General features: G+C 69.5%; 15 protein-coding genes. 8 read left to right on the top strand and 7 right to left on the bottom strand.

Features of this window, described 5'->3' with window-relative positions; genetic code table 11:
- The first annotated feature begins 111 nt into the window (after nucleotides 1-111).
- Genes hpaC through ABI214_RS21085 form a run of 4 tightly spaced genes read left to right on the top strand, consistent with a single transcriptional unit; the run spans nucleotide 112 to nucleotide 3,822 of the window.
- A complete protein-coding gene (hpaC, locus tag ABI214_RS21100; RefSeq protein ID WP_348604410.1) occupies nucleotides 112-699 on the top strand; it encodes a 4-hydroxyphenylacetate 3-monooxygenase, reductase component in 588 nt (195 codons plus the stop codon).
- 2 nt (nucleotides 700-701) lie between these two features.
- On the top strand, nucleotides 702-1,001 hold the full coding sequence (locus ABI214_RS21095; protein ID WP_348604409.1) for a DUF485 domain-containing protein: 300 nt from the start codon (nucleotides 702-704) through the stop codon (nucleotides 999-1,001).
- Nucleotides 998-2,548, top strand: a complete 1,551-nt coding sequence (locus tag ABI214_RS21090; RefSeq protein ID WP_348604408.1) for a solute symporter family protein — start codon at nucleotides 998-1,000, stop codon at nucleotides 2,546-2,548. Before ABI214_RS21095 ends, ABI214_RS21090 begins: the two co-directional genes overlap by 4 nt.
- On the top strand, nucleotides 2,545-3,822 hold the full coding sequence (locus ABI214_RS21085) for an amidase (RefSeq protein WP_348604407.1): 1,278 nt from the start codon (nucleotides 2,545-2,547) through the stop codon (nucleotides 3,820-3,822). The genes ABI214_RS21090 and ABI214_RS21085 overlap by 4 nt, the downstream gene beginning before the upstream one ends.
- On the opposite strand, the gene ABI214_RS21080 is transcribed toward ABI214_RS21085, so the two are convergent.
- A complete protein-coding gene (locus tag ABI214_RS21080; RefSeq protein ID WP_408586229.1) occupies nucleotides 3,750-4,451 on the bottom strand; it encodes a TetR/AcrR family transcriptional regulator in 702 nt (233 codons plus the stop codon). The two genes, ABI214_RS21085 and ABI214_RS21080, sit on opposite strands and share 73 nt — an antisense overlap.
- Nucleotides 4,452-4,513: 62 nt before the next feature.
- Between ABI214_RS21080 and ABI214_RS21075 the strand changes: the two genes are divergently transcribed.
- The gene (locus tag ABI214_RS21075) at nucleotides 4,514-5,476 is read left to right on the top strand and encodes an oxygenase MpaB family protein (protein ID WP_408586505.1); all 963 of its coding nucleotides are present in this window, start codon (nucleotides 4,514-4,516) and stop codon (nucleotides 5,474-5,476) included.
- A gap of 20 nt (nucleotides 5,477-5,496) precedes the next feature.
- Nucleotides 5,497-6,036 (top strand): hypothetical protein, encoded by a 540-nt coding sequence (locus ABI214_RS21070; RefSeq protein ID WP_348604405.1) that lies wholly within the window; start codon nucleotides 5,497-5,499, stop codon nucleotides 6,034-6,036.
- A gap of 16 nt (nucleotides 6,037-6,052) precedes the next feature.
- On the opposite strand, the gene ABI214_RS21065 is transcribed toward ABI214_RS21070, so the two are convergent.
- Both ABI214_RS21065 and ABI214_RS21060 read right to left on the bottom strand, forming a co-directional pair.
- Nucleotides 6,053-6,898, bottom strand: a complete 846-nt coding sequence (locus ABI214_RS21065; RefSeq protein WP_348604404.1) for an SDR family NAD(P)-dependent oxidoreductase — start codon at nucleotides 6,896-6,898, stop codon at nucleotides 6,053-6,055.
- Nucleotides 6,899-7,004: 106 nt separating this feature from the next.
- A complete protein-coding gene (locus ABI214_RS21060) occupies nucleotides 7,005-8,738 on the bottom strand; it encodes a glycerol-3-phosphate dehydrogenase/oxidase (protein ID WP_348604403.1) in 1,734 nt (577 codons plus the stop codon).
- Nucleotides 8,739-8,819: 81 nt separating this feature from the next.
- Here ABI214_RS21060 and glpK point away from each other — a divergent pair, with 81 nt between their 5' ends.
- Nucleotides 8,820-10,328: a glycerol kinase GlpK gene (glpK, locus tag ABI214_RS21055; RefSeq protein ID WP_348604402.1), complete on the top strand. Its 1,509-nt coding sequence runs from the start codon at nucleotides 8,820-8,822 to the stop codon at nucleotides 10,326-10,328.
- A gap of 27 nt (nucleotides 10,329-10,355) precedes the next feature.
- Here the strand turns inward: glpK and ABI214_RS21050 are convergent, their stop codons facing one another.
- Together ABI214_RS21050 and ABI214_RS21045 are read right to left on the bottom strand one after the other, a co-directional pair.
- A complete protein-coding gene (locus ABI214_RS21050) occupies nucleotides 10,356-11,588 on the bottom strand; it encodes a PLP-dependent aminotransferase family protein (RefSeq protein ID WP_348604401.1) in 1,233 nt (410 codons plus the stop codon).
- Nucleotides 11,589-11,774: 186 nt separating this feature from the next.
- Entirely contained in the window at nucleotides 11,775-13,181 is a 1,407-nt protein-coding gene (locus tag ABI214_RS21045; RefSeq protein WP_348604400.1) for an NAD(P)H-quinone dehydrogenase, read from the bottom strand.
- A 186-nt stretch (nucleotides 13,182-13,367) separates the two neighbouring features.
- Between ABI214_RS21045 and ABI214_RS21040 the strand changes: the two genes are divergently transcribed.
- Nucleotides 13,368-13,841, top strand: coding sequence for a gamma-glutamylcyclotransferase (locus ABI214_RS21040; protein ID WP_348604399.1), 474 nt, complete (start codon nucleotides 13,368-13,370; stop codon nucleotides 13,839-13,841).
- A 16-nt stretch (nucleotides 13,842-13,857) separates the two neighbouring features.
- Here the strand turns inward: ABI214_RS21040 and ABI214_RS21035 are convergent, their stop codons facing one another.
- Together ABI214_RS21035 and ABI214_RS21030 are read right to left on the bottom strand one after the other, a co-directional pair.
- Nucleotides 13,858-15,009, bottom strand: a complete 1,152-nt coding sequence (locus ABI214_RS21035) for a M20 family metallopeptidase (RefSeq protein ID WP_348604398.1) — start codon at nucleotides 15,007-15,009, stop codon at nucleotides 13,858-13,860.
- Nucleotides 15,006-16,142 carry a M20 family metallopeptidase gene (locus ABI214_RS21030; protein WP_348611851.1) on the bottom strand — a complete coding sequence of 379 codons (1,137 nt, stop codon included), beginning with the start codon at nucleotides 16,140-16,142 and terminating at the stop codon, nucleotides 15,006-15,008. The genes ABI214_RS21035 and ABI214_RS21030 overlap by 4 nt, the downstream gene beginning before the upstream one ends.
- Between the last annotated feature and the right edge of the window lie 28 nt (nucleotides 16,143-16,170).

Genomic DNA, 16,170 nt, shown 5'->3' with positions numbered 1-16,170 from the left:
TGACGCACCTCATACCCTGATCTTGGAAGAGCCGCGCCCCGTGGCCGCTCTCCGTACCTCTTTCACCATCTCTTGCACCCGACAATCCAGCCGACCTCCTGGAGGCAGACCGTGCCCGACCTGACCCCGGAACAACGCGAGTTCCGATCCGCGATGGCGAACCTACCCGCCGCGGTCAACGTCATCACCACCGACGGCCCGGCGGGCCGCTGCGGTATGACCGTCACCGCCGTGTGCTCGGTGACGGACTCTCCGCCCACCGCACTGGTGTGCGTGAACCGAAACAGTGCGATGCACAACGTGTTCCAAACCAACGGACGCATCGCCGTCAACGTCCTGGCCGGGGACCACGAGGAGCTGGCGATGCACTTCGCAGGCGCCACCGGTACAACGATGGCGGAGCGATTCGACTGGGACATCTGGGATGGCGCCGACGACGCCGGGGTTCCGGTACTGCGCAACGCGCATGTCGCACTGGTGGGCCGGATCCGCGAGAGCCGAACGATGGGCTCGCATTCGGTGATGTTCGTCGAGGTGGACCGGATCCGCACACGAGAGCACGGCGACAGTCTCGTCTACTTCCAGCGCACCTTCCATCGACTGTCGATGCCGGTCGCGTCACCCGACTGGCTGTTCTACGACGAGTGGTCCGACCCCATCACCGTCACTCCGGCGCCGGTCGCCGTCGGGGGTGAATGACGATGTCCGACATCACGAATATCGACCGGCCCGAGTCCGAGCTGCTCACCGAGCTCGCCGATCGACGCGCCGCCCTCATCACCAGACTGAGCGCTCTCGTGCTCGTCACGTTCTTCCCGCTCCCGATCCTCGGCGGATTCACGTCACTGCTCGACGGCGTGCTCTTCAGCGGCGTCACCGTCGCATGGGCCTACGCCTTCGCGCAGTTCGTCGTCGCGATCGCCGTCGCCCGCTACTACATGAGCAAGGTCGCCGAACTCGAACTCGGTGCCGCCCCCGCACGAGAGGACCAGCAGTCGTGAACCCCGTATCCGCAGTACTGTTCGCCGCACTGGTCGCCGTCACCCTCGTGGTGACCGCGTGGGCCTCGAAACGCAACAAGTCCGCGGCCGACCACTACGTCGCCGGAGGAAGCCTCACGGGCCGCCAGAACGGCGTCGCGATTGCCGGCGACTTCATCTCCGCGGCCTCTTTCCTCGGCGTCACCGGCGCCATTGCTCTCACCGGATTCAACGGCTTCTACCTTGCAGTGTTCGTTCCCGTGGCGTTCGTCCTCGCAATGCTGCTGGTCGCCGAACCGCTGCGAAACCTGGGGCGGTTCACGCTGGCCGACGTCCTCGCCAGCCGGTTCCCGGGCAAGGACGTGCGGTCGATGATGGCCGTCAGCACCGTGGTCATCAGCGTCGTCTACCTCGTCTCACAGCTCGTCGGTGCGGCCCTTCTGGTTTCGCTGCTCTTCGACCTGAAGTACTCGGTTGCCGTCCTGATCATCGGCGGGCTGACCACCATCTACACCCTGGTCGGCGGAATGCTCGCCACCAGTTGGATCCAGATCATCAAAACCGGGCTCCTGATGGTGTGTGCGGTAGTGCTGTTCGTGCTGGTGCTCGTCCGCTTCGACTTCAATCCCTTCGGCCCGTTCAGCACCGCGCTGGCCGAGTTTGGCCAGTCGTTCATCGCACCACACCGCACGTCCGGGACCGCCTCGTTCGACCAGCTGTCGCAGACCGTCGGCCTCGTCCTCGGCGTGCTCGGCCTCCCGCACGTGATGATCCGGTTCCTCACCGTGCCGGATGCGAAGCAGGCCCGGACGTCCGCCTACACGGCGATCTGGATCTTCTTCGCGTTCTACCTCCTCGTTCCCGTACTCGGTTACGGCGCAGCAAAACTCGTCGGCATCGATGTGATCAAGTCCCGGAACCCCGGCGGCAACCTCGCGGTCGCGCAGCTCGCGGAGACGGTCGGTGGTGGCGTGCTGCTGGCGTTCGTCGCAGCAGTGGCGTTCGTGACGATCCTCGCCGCGCTGTCCGGGCTGGTGATCGCCACCTCCGGCGCCATCGCGCACGACCTGTACGGGCAGGTGATCCGGAACGGCTCCGGGTCCGCCGAGTCGCAGCACCGAGCCGCCCGTATCGCGACCGTCGCGACCTGCCTGATCGGTGTCGCGATCGCCCTCGCCGCGCAGAAGCAGAACGTCGCGTTCCTCGCGTCGCTCGGCATGTCGATCGCCGCGTGCGCCAACCTGCCCGCCCTGCTGCTGACGATGTACTGGAAGCGCATGACCGCTCGCGCCGTGGTGGCCGGCATCGGCGCGGGCCTCGTCCTGTCCGTCACTGTGATCCTGCTCAGCCCGGCGTTGCAGGGCCCGGGTGCCCCGCTCGGGTTCTCGAACCCCGCGCTCGCCGTCGCCCCCGTCTCGCTCCTGGTGTCGGTCCTCGTCGCACTCGCGAGCACACCGGCGGGCGCCGCCCGCGAGCGCGCCGACCGGCGCTTCACCGCGATGCGGACCCGCGCGCTGACCGGCCGCGGCGAACCGCTCTTCGACGACGAGACGGTGGCGGTTCCGTGATCCCCGACGCCGTACCCCCGGGACCGCTGCGTGTGCTGGTCCGCCGCCTCGCCGCCGGCGAGTCCAATCCGGCCCGGATCATCGAGGGCACCCTCGACGCAGTCGCGAGGGACGAGCCCGACCTCCACGCGTGGGCGCACGTCGACGCCGACCTCGCCCGACAGTCCGTGGCACGCCTCGGGGCCGACGCGCCCCGGGGTCCGCTGTGGGGCGTTCCGGTCGGGGTCAAGGACCTGATCGACGTCGCCGGCATGCCGACCCGGTGTGGCAGTGACCTCACCGACAGCGTGCCCGCGGCAGGGGACGCGTCCTGTGTCGCCCGGCTGCGGCTGTCGGGCGCGGTGCCGATCGGCAAGACGGTGACCACGGAGTTCGGGTACTTCCAGCCGGGCCCCACCCGTAACCCGCACGCCCCGGGACACACACCGGGCGGGTCGTCGAGCGGGTCGGCGGCGGCCGTCGCTGCCGGCACGATCCCGGCGGCCCTCGGCACCCAGACCGCGGGGTCGCTGACTCGACCCGCGTCGTTCTGCGGCGTCGCCGGGCTGGTCACGACGCACGGCGACATCGACACGAGCGGGATCACCGGGCTGAGCCCGAGCCTGGACACCGTCGGGCTGCTCGCCCGGACCGTCGACGACCTGTACCTGTTCTGGACCGCAATGCGGGACGGCGTGACGGCTCCCCCACTGACGCCGGCGGCCCCGCGCAGACTACGGGTGTGGCGCGGTACCGAGCTCGGGGAGGTCTCGACCGACATGGCGGCGGCTCTCGCGGACGCGGCAGCCACCGCGGCGGCTGCCGGCGCCCCGCCCGACGACGCCGGACTGGACCGAGACACAGTCGCCCTCAACGAGTTCCATCACACGGTGATGTCCTACGAGGCCGCACGCGAGCGGGCCGCGGAGGCCGCGGTACCGGATCGGGTCAGTACGCCGTTCGCCGAGTTGCTGCGGGCCGGCGCCGACACCTCGGACGCGGCGTACCGAGACGCTCGCGACGGCATCGCGGCCGTACGTGCGCGGCTGCTGTCGGATTGGACGGACGACGAGTTCATCCTCGGCCCGGCCGCCCTCGGGGTCGCGCCCCCGGGGCTGAGCGCGACCGGATCACCGGTGCTGAGCCGACCGTGGCAGGCACTGGGCTTGCCGGTGGTGACCGTGCCCGGCCGACGCGATCCGCGGGGACTACCCCTGGGGCTTCAGCTCGTGGGGCGGCCCGGGTCGGAATCGAGGCTGTTGGCGGCCGCCGCCTGGCTCGAATCGCTGGGCTGAGGCGGCCGACCGGCGCGCATCGTGTCGGCCTGCCGTCGAGCGGCGCCCTCGACCAGGTCGACACAATGCGCGACGAAGCTCGCTGGGGAGGTGACGATCGTGCCGTCGAGGTAGCCGATGAACAGGCTCGTCAGCGCGCCGACCAGGCCGACTGCGGTCATCTGCCGCTCGGCCGGATCGGCGATCTCCGACAGCTGCTCGTGGACCAGCAGCACGAACGCCGGGGCCAGCTCGAGCCCCTGCCCGCCCAACGCCGGCTCGGCCAGCGGCGCCAACAGCAGCACTCGGCCGCGGGCGGGGTCGTCGACCATCAACTCCACGAACGCGGACACCGCGGCCGACGCCCGGTCACGCGGCGACCGCGCCGACCCGACCGCCGCCACGAGGGCCTCGTGGGCCCGTCGGCCGACCTCGTCGTACACCGCGCGCACGAATTCGTCACGGTCGGTGAAACTCTCGTAGAAGTACCGCTCGGTGAGCTCGGCCGCGCGGCACACGGCCCGGACGCCGACGGCCGCGCCCCCTTCGGCCCCGAGGAGGTCCACGCCCGCGGCCAGCAACGCGTCGCGGCGCGCGGCACGACGTTGCTCGATGCCCGTGCCCGCCCACGTGCGCCGCTGCGTCCCCAACCGCCCTCCAGACCTTGACCGCGTTGTGCAGACGATCCTAATCTGACAACGGGTGTAGTCAGATCCTTCGCGGAAGGCGGCCGCTCGTGGCACATACCGATACCCCGGCACCGATACCCCTCGGTCCGGACTCGCTCACCTGGCGCTACTTCGGCGACTGGCGCGGCATGCTGCAGGGGCTGTGGGCCGGGTCGATGCAGAACATGCACCCGGGCCTGGGCGCGGGCGTCGAGCAGCATTCCCGGTTCTTCGAGGAGCGGTGGGAGCGCCTCTTCCGCTCGCTCTACCCGATCGGCGGTGTCGTCTTCGATGGCGAGCGGGCCCGGCAGACGGCCGAGGAGGTCCGCGACTACCACCGCACCATCAAGGGCGTCGACGCGAAGGGACGTCGCTACCACGCGCTCGACCCGGAGACCTTCTACTGGGCGCACGCCACGTTCTTCATGGGCACGATCCTCACCGCCGAGCACTTCGTGGGCGGCGTCACCGAGGAGCAGAAGCGGCAACTGTTCACCGAGCACATCCAGTGGTACCGGCTGTACGGGATGAGCATGCGCCCGGTGCCGCAGACCTGGGAGGACTTCCAGCGATACTGGGATCACATGTGCCGCAACGTCCTGGAGGACAACAAGGCCACCCGTGACGTGCTCGACCTGTCCGGCATCGGCCGGCCCCCGTTCCTGATGTGGCTGCCCGAACCGCTCTGGCGCATCGTGCGCATCCCGGTGTCCAAGGGATTCGTGTGGCTGACGGTCGGCCTGTACGACCCGCCCGTGCGCGATCTGCTGGGCTACCGGTGGGGTCCGGTCGACGCGTGGGCGCATCGCCGGGTGGGCCGGTTGGTGAACGCGGCCTTCACGCTCGTCCCCGAACGGCGTCGCAAGCATCCTCGTGCCCGCGGCGGGCTCGATCGGGTCAGCGGCCGCGTGCCCGTCGACGCACCGTTGGTGCACACGCCGGCGCGAAATCTGCCGCCACTCGCTCATCGCGGTGACCCGAGCCACTACGTTCCGCCTCTGAACTGAGGTATGCGACGCTTTTACACATGGAACCGGATCTACGCTCGCTGCTGCACCGACCCCTGTTGAGTCGATCGGTTCCGCTCGATCGGGAGAATGCCGCGAGCCGGATCAGCGCATACGTGTACGGCAACATCCTGATCCTCGCCGCACTGATCCCGGAGACCGTCTCCCGCAGCGACTCCCGCACCATCGCCGTCGTGGCCGGAACCGCGGTGTCGACGTTCATCGCCCACGCCTTCGCGGAAGGCGTCGGCAGATCGGTGCGCTCCGGCCGTCAGCTGACCACCGCCGAACGCCTGGCCGAACTGCGCGATTCGGTCCCGGTCCTCAGCTCGGCGGTCCTTCCCATCGTGCTCCTCGCGACCGCCGTCTTCGGTTGGCTCGAGCCGTTCACCGCCCAGGTGATCGCCGAGGTCACGATCCTCATCCGCATCGCGTCGATGGTCTTCGTCATCGCCCGTCTCCGCGGCGAACGGCCCTCGCGCGACACCCTGATCGCCGCGGGGCTGCTGGCCGTCGCAGCCACCGCGGTCGTCGTCGTCAAGATCGTGCTCACGCACTGACGACGGGCGTCGAGTGTCAGCCGTCCACCGCGGTTTCCAGCGTGCCGCGGTCAGCGGCGGCCTGCCGAAAGAGTGTGTCGGCGCCGAACATCGGAGCGACGCGTTCGACGAGCCGCGGAGCGAGTTGACCCAACGCCAGGATCCCGCGCAGCGGCACGCTGTTCACGAGAACCTCGGGTTTGTCCTTCCTGATCACGCCGATCACCTTGGCGGCCACACGATCGGTCGTCGTCGTGCCGAGTAGCCGGGAAGCCTTCAACCCGGAGTCGACCATCCGCTGATACATCCCGTCGCCGGCCACGAACCCGGGACAGACGACCGAGAAGCCGACGGGGGAACTCGCGTACTCCGCGCGCAGCGACTGGGCCAAGAGCACTAGGCCGGCTTTGGTCGTGCTGTACGGAACGTTGTACGCGACGCCTTGTTTTCCCGCAACGGAACTGATGAACACGACGTGCCCCCACCCCCGGCGGAGCATTCCGGGCAGCGCCGCGTGGGTGAGCAGCATCGGCGCGGTGAGGTTGATGTCGACCATCGCGGTCAACTGGTCCCGGGTGAGCCGGGTGAACGACCCCGTGTTCTCGATGCCTGCGTTGTTGACGAGCAGATCGATCGGACCGAGTGCGGCCTCGGCGCGGTCCACAAGGGGTTCGATCTGCTCGAGGTCGCCGAGATCGGCGGACAGCGCGACGGCGCGCACACCCCTCCCGCGGAGGTCGCCGGCAAGCCGATCCAAGACGTCCGCCTTGCGCCCGGACACCACGACGTCAACACCTTCTGCCGCCAGCGCCTTCGCAATTCGGGCACCGATTCCGCCCGATGCTCCGGTCACCAGCGCAACCTTGCCATCCAGGCTCTTCATATCGACAACACTTCGCCGCGCCGGCGGTGAAGTCAACGGCCACCCGCGACGGCATCGGACGCACATCGAGCCGTCACGGCTGCCCGGGATGCCGCTGCTCGACCGCCTAGCTGGGTGTCTGCACCGGCTCCAGGATCTCCGCCCGCGCCTCCGGTGCCGCGGCCCGCAGGGCATCGGCGGACGCGTCGTCGGGTTGCGCCTGCGACATGATCTCGGCCTCGACGCGCGCCCGATACGTCTCCACCTCGCGGTCGATCATGGCCGCATCCCAGCCGAGGATCGGCGCGACGAGCTTGGCCACCTGCTCGGCGCAGTCGACGCCGCGGTGCGGGTACTCGATCGAGATGCGGGTGCGCCGAGCGAGGATGTCCTCGAGATGCAGCGCGCCCTCCGCCGCGGCCGCGTACACGGCCTCCACCTGGAGGTAGTCGGGCGCGTCGGTGATCGGGTCGAGCAGTTCCGGCGACCCGTCCGCGAGTTCGAGCACCTCGTCGATCAGCGAGCCGTACCGGTCGAGCAGGTGCTTGATCCGATAGGGATGCAGCCCGTGCAGCTGGCCCAGGTGCACCGCCTGGTTGACGAGCGCGAAGTACCCGTCGGCGCCGGCCAGCGGCACCTTCTCGGTGATCGACGGCGCGACGCGGGCCGGAATGTCCTCCGACGCCAGGTCGACGGCGTCCTGCCCCATCACCCGGTAGGTGGTGTACTTGCCGCCGGCGATCGCGACGAGCCCCGGCGCGACGCGTGCGACGGCATGCTCCCGCGAGAGCTTCGACGTCTCGTCGCTCTCCCCCGCCAGCAGCGGACGCAGACCCGCGTACACGCCGTCGATGTCGTCGTGGGTGAGCGGAGTGACCAGCACGTTGTTGACGTGACCGAGGATGTAGTCGATGTCGGCTTTGGTCGCGGCCGGGTGCGCGAGGTCCAGGTTCCAGTCGGTGTCGGTGGTGCCGATGATCCAGTGGCCACCCCAGGGAATCACGAACAGCACCGACTTCTCGGTGCGCAGGATGATCGCGGAGTCGCTCACGATCCGGTCGCGCGGAACCACGATGTGCACACCCTTGGACGCCCGTACCCGGAAGCGTCCGCGCTGGCGGGACAGCGACTGGATCTCGTCGGTCCACACACCGGTGGAATTGATGACGACGTGACCCTTGACCTCCGTCGTCGCCCCGGTCTCCGAATCCCGCACGCGCACACCCGACACCCGGTCGGCCTCCCGGAGGAAGCCCACCACCTGCGTGGACGTGCGCACGACCGCGCCGTAGTGGGCCGCGGTGCGCGCGACGGTCATCGTGTGGCGGGCGTCGTCGACGACGGTGTCGAAGTAGCGGATTCCACCGATCAACGCATTGCGCTTGAGCCCGGGCGCCATCCGCAGCGCGCCCGCGCGGGTCAGATGCTTCTGTGCCGGAACGGACTTCGCGCCGCCCATCCGGTCGTACAGGAGGAATCCCGCGGCCATGTACGGGCGCTCCCACACCCGGTGAGTCAGCGGGAAGAGGAACTTCAACGGTTTGACGAGGTGCGGCGCGAGCGTGGACATCGACAGCTCGCGCTCGTGCAGTGCCTCCGCGACCAGACCGAACTCGAGCTGTTCGAGATAGCGCAGGCCGCCGTGGAACATCTTCGACGACCGCGACGACGTGCCGGACGCGAAATCACGGGCCTCGACGAGCGCCACCTTCAGCCCGCGGGTCGCGGCATCGAGCGCGGCGCCCGCCCCGACGACGCCACCACCCACCACCACTACGTCGAATTGCTCGGATCCCAACTGCTCCCAAGCCTGCTCCCGCTGTCGCGGGCCCAGGTACTGCACACCAGGCTGCTTGTCCAACTCGGTCTCCCGTGGTTGTCGGCGAATCTGCTCTCAGGCTAGTAGCTTCGTCCGCATACTGCCCGAGAGACAAGGACGACCGTGACCAAGTACATCGCCGCCATCGACCAGGGAACCACCTCGAGCCGATGCATGATCTTCGACCACCACGGTCGGGTCGTCGGCGTTGCACAGAAGGAACACGACCAGATCTTCCCGAAGCCGGGCTGGGTGGAGCACGATCCCGAACAGTTGTGGAGCAACACCCGCGAGATGGTCGGCAGCGTCCTCGCGAAGACGGACCTCACGGCGCAGGACATCGCCGCGATCGGCATCACGAATCAGCGCGAGACGACCGTCGTGTGGGACCGCGAAACCGGCAAGCCCGTCTACAACGCGATCGTGTGGCAGGACACCCGCACCGACCGCCTCTGCACCGAGATCGGCGGCGCCGAGGGACCCGAACGATTCCGGGCCGTCACCGGTCTGCCGCTGTCGACGTACTTCTCGGGCCCCAAGGTCCGGTGGATCCTCGACAACGTCGACGGCGCCCGGGAGCGGGCGGAGGCGGGCGAACTCTGCTTCGGGACCATCGACTCGTGGATCATCTGGAATCTCACCGGCGGCCAGCACATCACCGACGTCACCAACGCGTCGCGCACGCTGCTGATGAACATCGAGACGCTCGAGTGGGATCACGACATCTGCGCCGCGATCGGTGTCCCGGTGTCGATGCTGCCGGAGATCCGCAGCTCCTCCGAGGTCTACGGCGAACTGGCCCTGCCCGGGATCTCCGCCGGCGTTCCCATCGCCGGCATCCTCGGCGACCAGCAGGCCGCGACGTTCGGGCAGGCGTGCCTGTCGGAGGGCGAGGCCAAGAACACCTACGGCACCGGAAACTTCTTGTTGCTCAACACCGGAACGACGCCGGTCCACAGCGAACACGGACTGCTCACCACGGTCTGTTACAAGCTCGGCGACAAGCCCGCCGTGTACGCCCTCGAGGGTTCCGTCGCGGTCACCGGGTCCCTCGTGCAGTGGCTGCGCGACAACCTCGGAATCATCCAGTCGGCCAAGGACATCGAACCGCTCGCGAAGACGGTCGACGACAACGGCGGCGCATACTTCGTTCCGGCGTTCTCAGGGCTGTTCGCGCCGCGGTGGCGGCCCGACGCCCGCGGCGTGATCGCCGGCCTCACCCGATTCGTGAACAAGGGCCATCTCGCCCGGGCCGCCCTCGAGGCCACCGCCTACCAGACCCGCGAGGTCATCGAGGCGATGCGCGCCGATTCCGGCGTCGAACTGAGTTCCCTCAAGGTGGACGGCGGCATGGTCGTCAACGAGACGCTGATGCAGTTCCAGTCGGACATCCTCGACGTCCCCGTCACGCGCCCGGTGGTGAACGAGACCACCGCGCTCGGCGCCGCGTACGCGGCGGGCCTGGCCGTCGGTTTCTGGAAGAGCGAGAACGATATTCGCGACAACTGGGCCGAGGACAAGACCTGGGAGCCGAAGATGGACGAGTCCGAGCGCGAGCGCCTCTACGCGGGCTGGAACCGCGCCGTCGAGCGGACCTACGGCTGGATCGACGAGGACGGCACCTCGACGTAGTCCCTCCACGCCCCTAGGCGCCGGCGCCTAGGGGCGTGCCGCACCCGATCCGGCACGACGGGTGAAGACGTCGTAGGCGGCCCGCAGACGGTCGACCCCCTCGGCCAGCACCGCCCCGTCGTACGTCGCGAAGCACAGCCGCGCCGCATGCGGGTGGGTGCTGGCGACCCCGAACGCGCCGCCCGGCACGTACGCGACGTCGTGCCGGACGGCGGTCTCGAGCAGGGCGGTCGCGTCGATGCCGTCGGTGAACTCGATCCAGCAGAACATGCCGCCGTGGACGTTGGCATGCGAGATACGGTCCCCGAAGGCGGTTTCGAGCGCGTCGACCAGCGCGCCGGCCCGCGCCGCGTAGGCACCGCGGACGGTGGTCAGGTGCGCGGCCAGCCACGGGCTGTCGTCGAGCAGTTCGGTCGCGATCTGCTGCGTGAGCGAGGACCCGCACAGGTCGGCGCCCTGCTTGAGGAGTTCGACGGCCTCGCACACCCGGCGGTCGCCGTGCAGCCAGCCGATGCGCAGCGCGGGGGCGAGCGTCTTGGATCCGCTCGACAACCTCAACACCCGATCCGAGTGCGCCGCAACGGGCGCGGGGGCCGGGGCGTCGAACCACAGTTCGCCGTACGGATCGTCCTCGATGATCCAGAATCCGTACCGGTCCGCGAGGGCCGCGAGGTGCGCCCGACGCGACGCGGAGAGCACGACGCCGCGCGGGTTGTGGAAGTTGCTGACCGTGTGGACAACCTTGGGCCGCAGCCCTTCTCGCAGTGACCGCTCGAGGGCCTCGGTGTCCATGCCGTCCGCGTCCAGAGCGACGGGCACCAGCGTGGCCTGCGCGGTCCGGAACACCTGCAGCGCGCCGGTGTAGCCGGGTTCCTCCACCACGACGGTGTCGCCCGGGTCGAGCAGGACCTGCGCGAGGAGGCTCAGCGCCTGCTGCGATCCGTGGGTGACGACGACCTCGGCCGGGTCGATCCGCCGCCCCACCTTCTCGCTCTCGCGGGCGGCGACGACCTCCCGCAACGGCGCCCATCCGGACGTCTCGCCGTACTGCACCGAACGCGGATCGGCGAGCGCCCGCTGCGCGGCCTGCGTGATGCGTTCACGCGGAACGAGTTCCGTGGCCGGCAGTCCTCCCGCCAGGCTGATGACCTCGGGGCGGGCGGTGAGGGTGAGCAGGTCGCGGATGGCCGAACTACGCAGGCCGGCCATCCGCGACGACAGCTGGAGGGACGAATCGAGCGACGACGAATCAAGTGACATGGAGGCGGCTCCGTGGTCGAGGTACTGCCGTCGCGCACGACGGCGAAGGACGAAGGCAGAAACACCCAGGTCGTCCCGGATCCTCGGGGCGGAGAGCGATGGTGTGGGTCGATGGTTCTCGACCGACTTATCGCATCATCCCACAGTCGCCACCACGATGTGAAATAACCGTCCCATATGTCGAGATCAGTCGAGGTCGTCGTGGCGCATCAGCTGACGCGACGCCTCGGTGATCGAGCCCGACAGCGACGGGTACACCGAGAAGGTCTGCGCCAGGTCGTTCACGGTGAGGTTGTTCTGCACCGCGATCGCGATCGGCAGGATCAGCTCCGACGCGGTGGCCGCGACCACGACACCGCCGATGACCACACCGGTTGCGGGACGGCAGAAGATCTTCACGAAGCCGCGACGCAGCCCCGACATCTTGGCGCGCGGGTTGGTGTTGAGCGGCAGCATGACCGTGCGGGCCGGCACCTCGCCGTTGTCGATCGCGGCCTGGCTCACACCGACGTTGGCGATCTCCGGGCGCGTGAACACCGCCGACGCGACCGTCTTGAGCTTGATCGGGCTGACGCCCTCGCCGAGCGCGTGGTACATCGCGATCCGGCCCTGCATCGCGGCCACCGAGGCCAGCGGCAGCAGGCCGGTGCAGTCGCCGGCGGCGTAGATGCCCGCGACCGCGGTCCGCGACACCCGGTCGACTCGGAGGTAGCCGCCCTTGTCGAGCTCGATACCGACCTTCTCGAGGCCGAGCCCCTCGGTGTTGGGCGTGGAGCCGACCGCCATGAGCGCGTGGCTGCCGTGCACGGTGCGCCCGTCCGACAGCTTGACGACGACACCGCCGTCCTCGGTGTGCTCGACGGCGTCGGCGCGCGCATGCTTGACCAGCGTCACGCCACGCTCGGTGAGCACGTCCTCGAGCACGAGAGCGGCGTCGGCGTCCTCGTGCGGCATCATCCGGTCACGACTGGACACCAGCGTCACCTTGACGCCCATCTCGGTGTACGCGGACACGAATTCGGCGCCCGTCACACCCGAGCCCACCACCACGAGGTGCGACGGCAGTTCCTCGAGGTCGTACAGGTGGCGCCACGTCAGGATGCGCTCGCCGTCCGGTACGGCCCCCGGGAGCACCCGCGGGCTGGCGCCGGTGGCGATGAGGACGACGTCGGCCTCGAGGATCTTCTCCTCGCCCGTCGTCAACGTGGCACGCACCTGGTGCGACGCCATGCCGAGCTGGGAGTCGATCAGCTCGGCGGTTCCGGACAGCAACTGCACGCCGACGCTCTGCAGGCGGGCACGGATGTCGGAGGACTGGGCCTGCGCAAGGTTCTTGACGCGAGAGTTGATCTGCGGGAGCGAGATGGTGGCACTCGACGGATCCAGTGAGATGCCCAGATCGGTGGCGCGGCGCATGTCGGTGCGGATACCGGTGGACGCGATGAAAGTCTTCGACGGGACGCAGTCGAACAGCACACAGGCACCGCCGACGCCGTCCGAGTCGACCAGTGACACCGACGCCCCGTGCTGGGCAGCGACCAGGGCCGCTTCGTATCCAGCGGGTCCACCACCGATGATCACGATCCGGGTCATGCGTCCTCCAAGCTCGCCGCGCCGACCGGGATCTCCGGCAGGCCCGGGTACAACGCTATTCCAGTGACCGGGAACACGCTGGCAGTGACCCCTGCCAGCGGGCCGCGAGGCGCCGAACGCGCACGTCGATGCGCCGGACGGTCCGGTCGTTACCCGAGCACGCGCGACACCGATTAGGCTTTTCGCGTGCCGATCTACGCCGCGTACGGGTCCAACATGCACCCGGAACAGATGCTCGAACGCTGCCCGCACTCGCCGATGGCGGGCACCGGCTGGCTCCCCGGCTGGCGGCTGACGTTCAGCGGCGACGACATCGGCTGGGAGGGCGCTCTGGCGACCGTCGTCGAGGATCAGGACGATCCGGACGCCAAGGTGTTCGTGGTGCTCTACGACGTCCCAGCCGAGGACGAGGCGCGCCTGGACCGCTGGGAAGGCTCCGAGCTGGGCTTGCACCGCAAGATCCGGCTACGCGTCGACACCGCCGACGGCGGCCCGGTCCTGGCCTGGCTGTACGTGCTCGACGCGTACGAGGGTGGACTGCCGTCCGCCCGCTACCTCGGGGTGATCGCCGAGGCCGCCGAGATCGCGGGTGCCCCCGCCGACTACGTCCGCAACCTGCGCACCCGCAACAGCCGCAACGTGGGGCCGGGCACGCCGTAACCGACCCGCCGGCCACTCAGGACTGCAACACCAGATTGGTCAGCACCCGGACACCCGTCGTGAGGGCCCGCTCGTCCAGGTCGAACGTCGGCTGGTGGATGTCCAGCTGCGGTCCGTGCCCGGACCACACGCCCAGCCGCGCCATCGCGCCCGGCGCCTCCTCGAGGTACCACGAGAAGTCCTCGCCACCGCCGGACTGCGGGGTGTCCGCGAGCGCGTCCGGACCGATCGCCCGGACCGCGTCCTCGAGCATCCGCGCGGACACCTCGTCGTTGACGACGGGCGGCACACCGCGGCGGTAGTTGAGTTCGTAGCGCACGCCCGTCGGCGCGAGCAGTCCGTGCACGATCTCGCGGACGGTCGGCTCGAGCAGCGCCCAGGTGTCGTGGTCGCCGGTGCGGACGGTACCGGTGAGGATGCCGCTGCGCGGGATCGCGTTGGGCGCTTGCCCCGCGCTCACCGCGCCCCACACCATCACCGTGCCGCTGCGCGGGTCGATGCGGCGGCTGAGCATTCCGGGCAGCCCGGTGATGACGGTTCCGATCGCGTACACCAGATCGGTCGTCAGGTGCGGCCTGGACGTGTGCCCGCCCGGCGAGTCGAGCACGAGCTCGACGGTGTCCGCGGCCGACGTGATCGCCCCCACCCGCACCCCGACCCGTCCCGCCTCGAGGCGCGGGTCGCAGTGCAGCGCGAAGATTCGCGACACCCCCTGCATCCCACCCGCGGAGACGACGTCGATGGCACCGCCCGGCATCACCTCCTCGGCGGGCTGGAAGATGAATCGCACACCGATCGGCAACTGCGGCAACGAGTTCAATGCGAGAGCGGCGCCGAGAAGGATCGCGGTGTGGGCGTCGTGGCCGCACGCGTGCGCGACACCGGGCACCGTCGACGCGTAGGGCACGCCGGTCGCCTCCTGCATCGGCAGCGCGTCCATGTCGCCGCGCAGACCGATCCGCATGCCACCGGGACCGATGTCGCACACGACGCCCGTCCCGCCCGGCAACAGCAGCGGCGACATGCCGGCCGCCGACAGGTGACTGGCGACGAACGCCGTAGTCGAGAATTCGTGCCGGGCCAGTTCCGGATTCGCGTGGAAGTGTCGACGCCACCGCGACAGCTCCATCGCGTTCTCGGCGAGCCACTTCTCGATGCCCTCGTTCACCGACGCACCACCCCCTCCAGCAACCGTGCCCTCTGATCGGGATCGAGGGCGGCGCGAATCGCGGTGCGCGCCAAGGCCGTCGCGCCGTCGATCACGGCCTGGTCGGCGGACTCCGTGATCGCCGCGGCGGCGAACTCCGGTTGGTGGGTCACCGCCCCGCCGGAATCGAGACCGACCACCGGGTGGATGCCGGGGACGACGTGCGTCACGTTGCCCATGTCCGTGCTCCCCAGCGGGCGAGACGTTTCCAGCTCCACCGGCAGCGGCGTGCGGCCGAGGTCGACGATCTCCTCCCGGAACACGTCGACGAGCCACGGATCCGGGCGCAACTCCGTGTAGGGCGGCGACACCGTGCGTACGTCGTGCGTGCAACCGGTCGCCAGCGCACCCGCCGCGAAGCACGCCTCCGCGCGGGCGGCCAGTTCGTCGAGCGACTCGGCGGTGTGCGCGCGCAGGTAGTACAGCATCTCGGCGCGGGCCGGGATGATGTTCGGCGCCGTCCCGCCGTCGCTGACGATGCCGTGCAACTGCTGCCCGGGCGCGAGATGCTGACGCAGCAGGGCCAGCCCCACCTGCGCGACGGTGACCGCGTCGGCGGCGTTGCGCCCGAACTCCGGTGCCGCCGAGGCGTGCGCCTCCCGACCGGTGAACGTGATCGCGATGTCCGCGAGCGCGAGGGACGTCGCGCCCACGATGTCGAACGGCCCCGGATGCACCATCAATGCAGTTGCCACGTCGTCGAAGACGCCGCGCTCGAGCATCAGGACCTTGCCGCCACCGGTCTCCTCCGCGGGGGTGCCGATGACCCGGACGGTGATCCCCAGCGCGTCCGCCAACGGAGCGAGTGCGAGCCCGGCACCGACCGCGGACGCGGCAATGATGTTGTGCCCGCAGGCATGCCCGATCTCGGGCAGCGCGTCGTACTCGGCGAGGATTCCGACGACGAGTTCGCCGCTGCCGAACCGGGCGTCGAACGCCGTGGGCAGATCCGCGACGCCGGCCTGCACCTCGAAACCGTGTCCGCGCAGCACCTCGACCACGTCGGCGGCGCTGCGATGCTCGTCGAACGCGAGTTCCGCGTGGGCGTGGACGGCGTGCGACAGCGCAATCAGATCGGATCGCGCCGCCGACACGACATCCGACACCGAAGCCGACGGAGAT

Source organism: Prescottella soli, assembly GCF_040024445.1.
GTDB lineage: Bacteria > Actinomycetota > Actinomycetes > Mycobacteriales > Mycobacteriaceae > Prescottella > Prescottella soli.
The sequence above is the reverse complement of the archived record's forward strand: the minus strand, read 5'-3'. Positions and strand labels throughout refer to the sequence as shown.